At 47.4% G+C, this 8,330-nt stretch carries 7 protein-coding genes; all 7 read left to right on the plus strand.

The window, feature by feature from the left end; genetic code table 11:
* The first annotated feature begins 627 nt into the window (after nucleotides 1-627).
* On the plus strand, nucleotides 628-2,130 hold the full coding sequence (gene abc-f, locus CLOSYM_RS04810; protein WP_021641182.1) for a ribosomal protection-like ABC-F family protein: 1,503 nt from the start codon (nucleotides 628-630) through the stop codon (nucleotides 2,128-2,130).
* 94 nt (nucleotides 2,131-2,224) lie between these two features.
* A complete protein-coding gene (locus CLOSYM_RS04815) occupies nucleotides 2,225-3,439 on the plus strand; it encodes a glycosyltransferase 87 family protein (protein WP_003500759.1) in 1,215 nt (404 codons plus the stop codon).
* Between the two features lie 50 nt (nucleotides 3,440-3,489).
* The gene (locus tag CLOSYM_RS04820; RefSeq protein ID WP_021641183.1) at nucleotides 3,490-4,161 is read left to right on the plus strand and encodes a response regulator transcription factor; all 672 of its coding nucleotides are present in this window, start codon (nucleotides 3,490-3,492) and stop codon (nucleotides 4,159-4,161) included.
* Nucleotides 4,162-4,176: 15 nt separating this feature from the next.
* Nucleotides 4,177-5,253, plus strand: coding sequence for a sensor histidine kinase (locus CLOSYM_RS04825; RefSeq protein WP_021641184.1), 1,077 nt, complete (start codon nucleotides 4,177-4,179; stop codon nucleotides 5,251-5,253).
* A 172-nt stretch (nucleotides 5,254-5,425) separates the two neighbouring features.
* The gene (locus CLOSYM_RS04830) at nucleotides 5,426-6,190 is read left to right on the plus strand and encodes an ABC transporter ATP-binding protein (RefSeq protein ID WP_021641185.1); all 765 of its coding nucleotides are present in this window, start codon (nucleotides 5,426-5,428) and stop codon (nucleotides 6,188-6,190) included.
* Complete coding sequence (locus CLOSYM_RS04835) at nucleotides 6,187-8,172, plus strand: FtsX-like permease family protein (protein WP_021641186.1); 1,986 nt, start codon at nucleotides 6,187-6,189, stop codon at nucleotides 8,170-8,172. The genes CLOSYM_RS04830 and CLOSYM_RS04835 overlap by 4 nt, the downstream gene beginning before the upstream one ends.
* A gap of 7 nt (nucleotides 8,173-8,179) precedes the next feature.
* On the plus strand, nucleotides 8,180-8,330 hold a 151-nt coding region (locus CLOSYM_RS23985; protein WP_334291426.1), incomplete at its 3' end, for a DUF6783 domain-containing protein.

An 8,330-nucleotide genomic window follows, 5' to 3' on the forward strand; every position in this document is an offset into this window, starting at 1 on the left:
GGCGTCCTCACCTGCTTAACTAAATCTCCAATTAGTCCTCAGAGTCCCAAACCCGGCGGATATTTTAGCAGTTGACATACGGCTTTTCAACTGTTATAGTAACAATTGAACCAAATGGAAGGTATAGAACCAGACGTCAACCACTTGTCCGTATAGGATGCGGTCGCACTACGATAATATACCGAGCGTGGGTTGAAACAATGTTAAAGAGATGGGAGATGAAAGGATGAAGATGTATTCTTGCAGATAATGAATTTAATAATCAGCATGCAGATTGTGCGGATAAGCATCATGCGGATACGGCTGCTTCTGTCTGAACGGCGGGAGACGTATTTGCTGTTTGCAGTGCGGTTTTCATGCGATGCAAGAATATATATCCTTTTATCTTTGAATATATTAAAGTACATTTTCCGTCGGATTAAATTCCGGGATATGTGCTGTCCGCTGTCTGGGCCGCAAAGGGCCTGACGGATACCGGCCCGGCCGGCTTTCGGAACCGATATACAGGATGCAGGAATATTCTTGCATCCTTTTTGTTTAACAGAAAAGAACTCTGTTAACAGGTCAGCGTTTCACAGGAAGGTATGTCCTGTGGTATAGCGGTTATTCGAAAGGGAGGATGGAAGAATGGCACAAATACAGGTAAATCATTTGACATTTTATTATGAAGGCAGTTATGAAGAGATTTTTAATGATGTTTCTTTTTCGGTCGATACGGACTGGAAGCTGGGGTTTATCGGCAGGAACGGGAGAGGGAAAACTACATTTTTAAAGCTCCTGATGGGAAAATATGAGTACCGCGGTATGATATCGGCTCCGGTGGAATTTGAATATTTTCCTTTTGCCGTCCGGGATAAGAGCAGACCAGCGATCGATATCGTGGAAGAGCTTTATCCGGACTATGAGCTGTGGAAGCTGCTCAGGGAGATGAATCTGATGGAAATGGATGCGGAGGCTCTTTACCGCCCCTTTGAAACGCTCAGCAGCGGTGAGAGAACCAAGGTGATGCTGGCCGTTTTATTCCTGAAGGAACACAGTTTTCTGCTGATAGATGAACCAACCAACCATCTTGATACGGAGGCAAGGAGAGCGGTCAGCCGTTATTTGAATAGAAAGAAGGGATTTATCCTGGTATCCCACGACAGAGTGTTTATGGATGAGTGCATTGATCATGTGTTATCCCTGAATAAGAATACGATAGAGGTGGTACAGGGAAATTTTACAAGCTGGTGGGATAATAAACAAAGAAGAGATGAGTTTGAAGCCATGGAGAATGAAAAGCTGAAGAAGGAAATCGGCAGGCTGAAAGAGGCGGCCAGACAAGCGGAGCGCTGGTCCGACGCGGTGGAAAAGACGAAAAGAGGCACGAGAACGGGAGGGCTGAGACCCGACCGCGGCTATATCGGACATAAGGCCGCAAAGATGATGAAACGTTCCAAATCAGCGGAAAACAGGATGGAAAAGGCAGCTTCCGATAAAGAAAAGCTGCTGAAGGATGTGGAGACAGCGGAGAGCCTTAAGATTATCCCCCTTCGTCACCATAAGCAGCTTCTTGTGGCAATGGAGGATGTCACATTGGGGTATCCTCCAAAGAATCTTCCGGTCTGCAAACATTTGTCCCTGGAAATAAAAGCGGGAGACCGGACGGTTCTGGACGGAAGAAACGGTTCAGGAAAGTCATCGGTCATTAAAGCGATTCTGGGCACGGAGGATGCTCCCGGCATTCTGTCCGGAAAGATGGAGACTGCGTCCGGACTGATTATTTCCTATGTCTCCCAGGATACCTCCTGGCTCTTTGGCAGTATTGATGAATTTACCGGCAAAAATGGATTGGACGACACGCTGTTTCGGGCTATCCTCAGAAAACTCGACTTTTCAAGGGAACATTTTTCTAAGGAAATGCAGTATTACAGCGAGGGGCAGAAAAAGAAGGTTCTGCTTGCTAAAAGCCTTTGTGAACAGGCCCATCTTTATATATGGGATGAACCGCTGAATTTTATTGATGTCTTTTCCAGGATGCAGATAGAGGAGTTAATTTTGGCGCATAGACTGACTATGATATTTGTCGAGCATGACAGGGCATTTGCAGCGAAGGTTGCAACAAAACGGATCAGTTTGTATAATAGCTGATAGAATGTTACTGGTAACAGTTCAGCCACGAATTATTCCGCGAGGTGTTTTCGCTTTTTATGCCCTAAAATAAAGATAAGAGAGGTAACCAGACATGACAGAGAGGAAGAATCTTTTTTACGTTCTCAGCCTTCTGGGATTTATTATTTCATTTATTTTGATACTGAAGACCAATGGTGAAACATTCCGGTCATTCTTTTATTACGGACACGATTATTTTATGGACTTTTTCAACCACATCTGGTACGTCCGGGACAGGGCTCATGTTTATGACAGCAGCATCTATGCCAGCTTTCCGCCGCTTGCCTATGTACTCTACTACTTTCTGGGTAAATTCATTCCGGCCAGCGCGGTTGAAGGCCCGGGAAACAGGGCGGTAAGGGACAACCTGTTTGGCCTGAATCTGTATGTGGCGTATACGGCGGTCCTGGTGGTGGCCCTGGTATTTTTGGTTCAGTATTTCCTGAGAGAGAAAAAACGGCAGGAGCAGTGCCTGCTCTTGTTTATCATCCTGCTGTCGGCGCCTTTTATCGGACTTTATGAGCGGGGAAATTCCGCTTTTATTGTCCTCCTTCTGCTGTTTGGGTTTACGGCCCTGAAGGATTCAAAGGAGGCATGGAAGAGGGAGGCGGCTATCCTGCTTCTGGCAGTGGCGGCCGGGCTTAAACTGTATCCTGCCGTGTTTGGCCTTCTGTATCTGCAGGAGAGGAGATGGAAGGAGGCTGCAAGACTTACGGTTTACGGCCTTTTCCTGGTTTTCTTTCCGTTTATCTTCTTTGGAGGATTCGGGAAAATCCCGGTGCTGCTTTATAATTTTAAGGCGATCAGCAATGAAATTGTCCTCGGCGATTTGAGAAGCGCTACCTACGCGACGGTCTTTATCGGACAGAAAATGGGGATGTCCCTGCCGTTTCTGCTGGCTGCCGGCAGGGTGGTTTCGGTTCTTTTCTTCCTGCTGTCCTGCGGCTGTGTACTCCTGCAAAAAGTACTTTGGAAAAAGATGGTGCTGCTGTCGGGAATCATGATTTTCTTTCCGGTCTGGAGCGGCTCCTATACGCTCATCTACCTGACCCTGCCGCTGGTGCTTTTTCTGGCTGAGAAAAAGGAAGAGGTGACCGGATTTGATATCCTGTATCAGGTGTTTTTTGCCTGCGTTTTTACGATTCTGCTCTGGAATACCGAGTGGCTGGAAGATTTTTTTAATTCCGATTTCTCCTACTCTCTCCGGGCCGTGGGCTCCTGGGGACTGGTGCTGACGGTGATGGCCGAGACATTTTTCAGAAGGAGCCGTGGCGGGCAGAGGGAGTAAGGGAACGGTTCAAGGTCAGATGATAAAGCGCGGCGGAGGAGGGCAATAATATGTACCGGATTCTCATTGTAGAAGATGATGCGGTAATAGCATCGGCTTTGGAAAAGCATTTGGAAACCTGGGGATGGATTGTTAAGACGGTGGAAAAATTTGAAAATGTTCTGGGGGAATTTACGTCATTTGAGCCTCAGCTTGTACTTTTGGATATATCGCTGCCCTTTTATAACGGATACCACTGGTGCAGTCAGATCCGGGCAGTCTCCAGAGTGCCGGTGATCTTTATTTCTTCCGCCTCCGATAACCTGAATATCGTGATGGCGATGAATATGGGAGGCGATGACTTTATCGCAAAACCCTTTGATCTCACGGTGCTGACGGCGAAGGTTCAGGCCCTGCTCCGGCGGACGTATGATTTTGCGGGACAGAGCCGGCTGATTGAACACAGGGGAGCGGTTTTCAACTGCGACGACGGGAGCCTGACGTTTGGCAGTGAAAAGATAGAGCTGACTAAAAACGAACACAGGATATTGATGGTCCTGCTGGAAAGCAAAGGAAAAATTGTAAGCCGTGATGTCCTTATGACACGCTTGTGGGAGTCGGACAGCTACGTGGATGACAATACACTGACAGTCAATATCACCAGGCTCAGAAAAAAACTGGAACAGGCGGGGCTGTCTGACTTTATAACAACAAAAAAAGGAAGCGGTTATCTGATAGGATAGGGAGAAAGAGAAAATATGGACAGAAAAAAAGGAGACGTTAAATATCGGACAACGCAGACAGGTGAAACCGGGAAGGCAGAGCTGTTTCGTATCTATCTTGCGGAGTGCAGGGGGCCTTTTGGCCTCTTTTTGCTTTTTTGCTGTATATTTGCATGCGTATTTTATCTGTACCGTCTTCCTGCGGAAGCAGTGCTGTATGCAACGGCACTCTGCATCTTTCCGACGGCTGCCGTTCTCATGGCGGATTACAGAAGGTTCAGGAGAAAATACAGGACAGCAGAAAGAATCAGGAAGGAATTTTTGACGGATCCGGACAGCTTTTATCTGGATGAGCTTCCGCAGGCGAAATCAGCGATGGAGCTTGAATATCACAGGCTTATCTTCATGCTCTTCGAAGATCGGAAGAGGATGAGCAGCCGCTTCGAGGAATCGAAAGGCGATATGACGGATTATTATACCATGTGGGTACATCAGATTAAGACGCCAATTTCAGCCATGCGGCTTCTGCTGCAGACAGGAGGCGCGGATCTTGGCGGGGAGAATGGTGAGCTGGCGGAACAGTTATTTAAAATAGAAGAGTATGTAAATATGGTGCTGCAATATCTGAGACTGGACGGCGGAAACGATCTGGTCATTAAGACGTATGAGCTGGACGGTATCGTCCGGCAGGCGGTCCGAAAGTATGCAGGTATGTTTGTGAGGAAGAGGCTGACTCTCAATTATCTGCCGCCGCAAACTGTCGTTCTTACAGATGAAAAATGGCTGGTTTTTGTAATAGAACAGATACTTTCCAGTGCAATCAAATATACAAAGCAGGGAGGTATTTCTATCTATATGGAGGAGGGAGACGGGAAGGTGCTGGTAATCAGCGATACAGGAATCGGAATAGCGCCGGAGGATCAGCCCAGAATATTTGAGAAGGGCTTTACCGGATACAACGGCCGCCATGATAAGAAGTCCACGGGAATCGGCCTCTATCTGTGCCGTCGGATATTAAACAGGCTTTCCCATACTGTTTCGGTGGAATCAGAACCTGGGATAGGGACGAAAATCAGGCTTCATCTGGATACGGTACAGCTTGAAACAGAGTAGAGAATTTAATTGATGACGGTGACCTGTGCGCGGAGCGTGCAGGTTACCGTTAAGTTACCTTACAGAAATGTAAGGTTGCCGGGAAAAAATGTAAGCCGTATCGATGGCAGTCCGACAGGCGCTTTTATATAATACAGTTACATACAATTATCCCATATAAAGGAGGAAACCTATGGCTGTTTTAGAAGTGCAGCATTTAAAGAAAGTCTATACAACAAGATTTGGCGGCAACCGGGTACAGGCCCTTTCCGATGTGAATTTTTCGGTGGAGAAGGGAGAATACGTGGCGATTATGGGTGAGTCCGGCTCCGGGAAAACAACACTCTTAAATATACTGGCATCCCTGGACCGCCCTACGGAGGGGAAGGTCTTAATGGAAGGCAGGGACATGGCGGGAATCAGGGAAAAGGATTTGGCAGCGTTTCGGAGGAATAACCTGGGTTTTGTTTTCCAGGATTTCAACCTGCTTGATACATTTTCAATTAGGGATAATATCTTTCTTCCCCTGGTATTGTCAAGAACTCCCTATGATGAGATGGAAAAAAGACTCATGCCTCTGGCAGAAAAGCTGGGAATCAGTGAAATTCTGGATAAATATCCATACGAAATATCGGGCGGTCAGAAACAGAGGACTGCCGCCGCCAGAGCGTTAATTACAAATCCGCGTATTCTGCTGGCGGACGAACCCACCGGAGCCCTCGATTCCAGGGCTGCGGACGGCCTGCTGAAAATTTTAGGCCGGATTAACGCGGAAGGCCAGACGATTCTGATGGTGACACACAGCGTCAAAGCAGCCAGCCATGCGGGACGCGTTCTGTTCATTAAGGATGGGGAGGTGTTCCACCAGATTTACAGGGGAGGGAAGAATTCAGAGGAGCTGTATCAGAATATAGCGGATACGCTGACAGTAATTGCGACGGGCGGTGAAAGGCGATGAGCATTTTATTTTATATGAGGCTGGCAGCACAGAATATCAGGAAAAATTCCCGCACTTATGTGCCGTATATACTGACCTGTATCGGTTCCGTTATGGTATTTAACATTCTTCTTTCTCTGTCGCTCAATACGGATTTAGATGATATATACGGCGGCAGCAATATGCGGATGATACTGTGCCTGGGATGTATTATCATTGCTGTATTTACAGGGCTGTTTCTGTTTTACACTAACAGTTTCCTTATCAAACGGAGAAAAACAGAAATCGGCCTGTTTAATATACTGGGGATGGAAAAAAAGCATATTGGCCGGATTATGTTTTTTGAGACAGTGACAATCGCCATGATAAGTCTGACCGGCGGTATCGGAGGAGGCTTTCTGCTGTCAAAGGGCGTTTATCTTCTTCTCCTGCGCATGGTCAGGGCAGAAGTGCAGTGGGGATTTCACTTTTCCGGGAATGCGGCGGCGGTTACTGTTATTTTCTATGGCTGCCTCTTCCTGGTAATATTGGCCGTAAATATGGCCAGAGTCCACGTGTCCAGTCCGATGGAACTGCTTCGCGGCGGACTGGAAGGGGAACGGGAACCTAAAACAAGATGGATTACGGCTGTTGCAGGTATTGTTTTTCTGGGGATGGGATACTATATGGCCGTTGTTACGAAAAATCCCATTTCCCTGATAACCGGATTTTTTGTTGCGGTAATCTTCGTAATAATTGGGACATATTGCCTGTTCATAGCCGGAAGCACCGCAATACTTAAATTTATGAAGAGACGTAAGACGTTTTATTATAAAACGGAGCATTTTATCGCTGTTTCCGGAATGCTTTACAGGATGAAGCAGAATGCGGCGGGACTTGCGGGGATCTGTGTTCTTTCCACATCAGTCATGGTTATGCTTTCCTCTACGGTATCCCTGTACAGCGGAATCAATGATGTTCTTGAGAATCGTTTTGTCAGAGATATCAGCCTTAAGACGGGGGATATTGACGATTCGGTGAGAGAAAGGATGGATCAGATTGTGGCCGACGTCCTTCAGGAGAAGGGCCTGTGCCAGGAAAATGCGTTTCGCTACAAGGATTTTGTATTTTCGGCGTCCGAGGAGACGCCGGGGGTTCTGGTTCCGGTTGACCCGAAGCGGAGCGGGGAATTAAACAGGGTCAGAACGGTCTGTGCCATTACCCAGGATGACTACAACCGGAGTATGGGGGCCGAGCTTAGCCTGAAACCCGGCGAAGCAGTGGTATTTACAGGCGACAGCCCTTATATGGGAGACAGTCTGACCCTGTACGGCAGAACCTACCGGACGGTTCCACCTGGAGAGGCGCAGCTTTGGGACACGGGCAGCTCCTTTGGTTCCTACGGGACCTTTTATGTGATTCTTGCCGATATGGAGGAAATGAAGAAGCTGGTTTTGATGGATATGCAGTTGAACGGTGCTGCAGAGCGGGGAATACAGTATGAATATGCATTTGATTTGGATGGCAGCGGGGAGATGCAGGTACAGGCTTATACGGAAATCATGGACAGAATGAAGGAGCTTGCCGTTCCCATAAGAGGAGAGGCGGCAGCGGAAGAGTGGGGATTCTATTTTTCGCTCCATGCAGGATTATTATTTCTTGGAATTTTCCTCGGAGCCATTTTTATTATGGCGACGGTCCTGATTATCTACTATAAACAGGTTACAGAAGGATATGACGATAAGATACGTTTTGAAATCATGCAGAAGGTAGGACTGTCAAAAGCTGAGATACGAAGCTCCATCCGTTCCCAGATACTGATGATGTTCTTTCTGCCGCTGGCGGCGTCGGGTGTCCATATAATGTTTGCTTTTCCAATGATTGCAAGGCTTCTGGCACTGATGAATATGACGAATGTAAAGCTGTTCGCCTGGTGTACGGCAGGAACCTTCGGAGTGTTCGCCGCAGCCTACTGTGCGGTCTATATGATGACCTCCCGGGTTTATATGAAGATTGTAAGCTAGAGCGTGTTTGAAAATTCATTCCCGCCATCTGCATGCCCCACTTCGCGGGAGATTTGGCCCGAATTCGCTTGCCGTAGCCCACTACGCCGCGCTCATTCGGACTAAATCTCTCACAAAGTGTGACGTACATCTGACGGAAAGCAATTTTCAAACACGCT

This window comes from [Clostridium] symbiosum ATCC 14940 (genome assembly GCF_000466485.1).
In the GTDB taxonomy this organism is placed as follows: Bacteria; Bacillota; Clostridia; order Lachnospirales; family Lachnospiraceae; genus Otoolea; species Otoolea symbiosa.

Bases quoted from the DNA above. Each gene is read 5' to 3' on its own strand.
- abc-f (WP_021641182.1), top strand. From the start codon at position 628: ATGGCACAAATACAGGTAAATCATTTGACATTTTATTATGAAGGCAGT.
- CLOSYM_RS04815 (WP_003500759.1), top strand. From the start codon at position 2,225: ATGACAGAGAGGAAGAATCTTTTTTACGTTCTCAGCCTTCTGGGATTT.
- CLOSYM_RS04820 (WP_021641183.1), top strand. From the start codon at position 3,490: ATGTACCGGATTCTCATTGTAGAAGATGATGCGGTAATAGCATCGGCT.
- CLOSYM_RS04825 (WP_021641184.1), top strand. From the start codon at position 4,177: ATGGACAGAAAAAAAGGAGACGTTAAATATCGGACAACGCAGACAGGT.
- CLOSYM_RS04830 (WP_021641185.1), top strand. From the start codon at position 5,426: ATGGCTGTTTTAGAAGTGCAGCATTTAAAGAAAGTCTATACAACAAGA.
- CLOSYM_RS04835 (WP_021641186.1), top strand. From the start codon at position 6,187: ATGAGCATTTTATTTTATATGAGGCTGGCAGCACAGAATATCAGGAAA.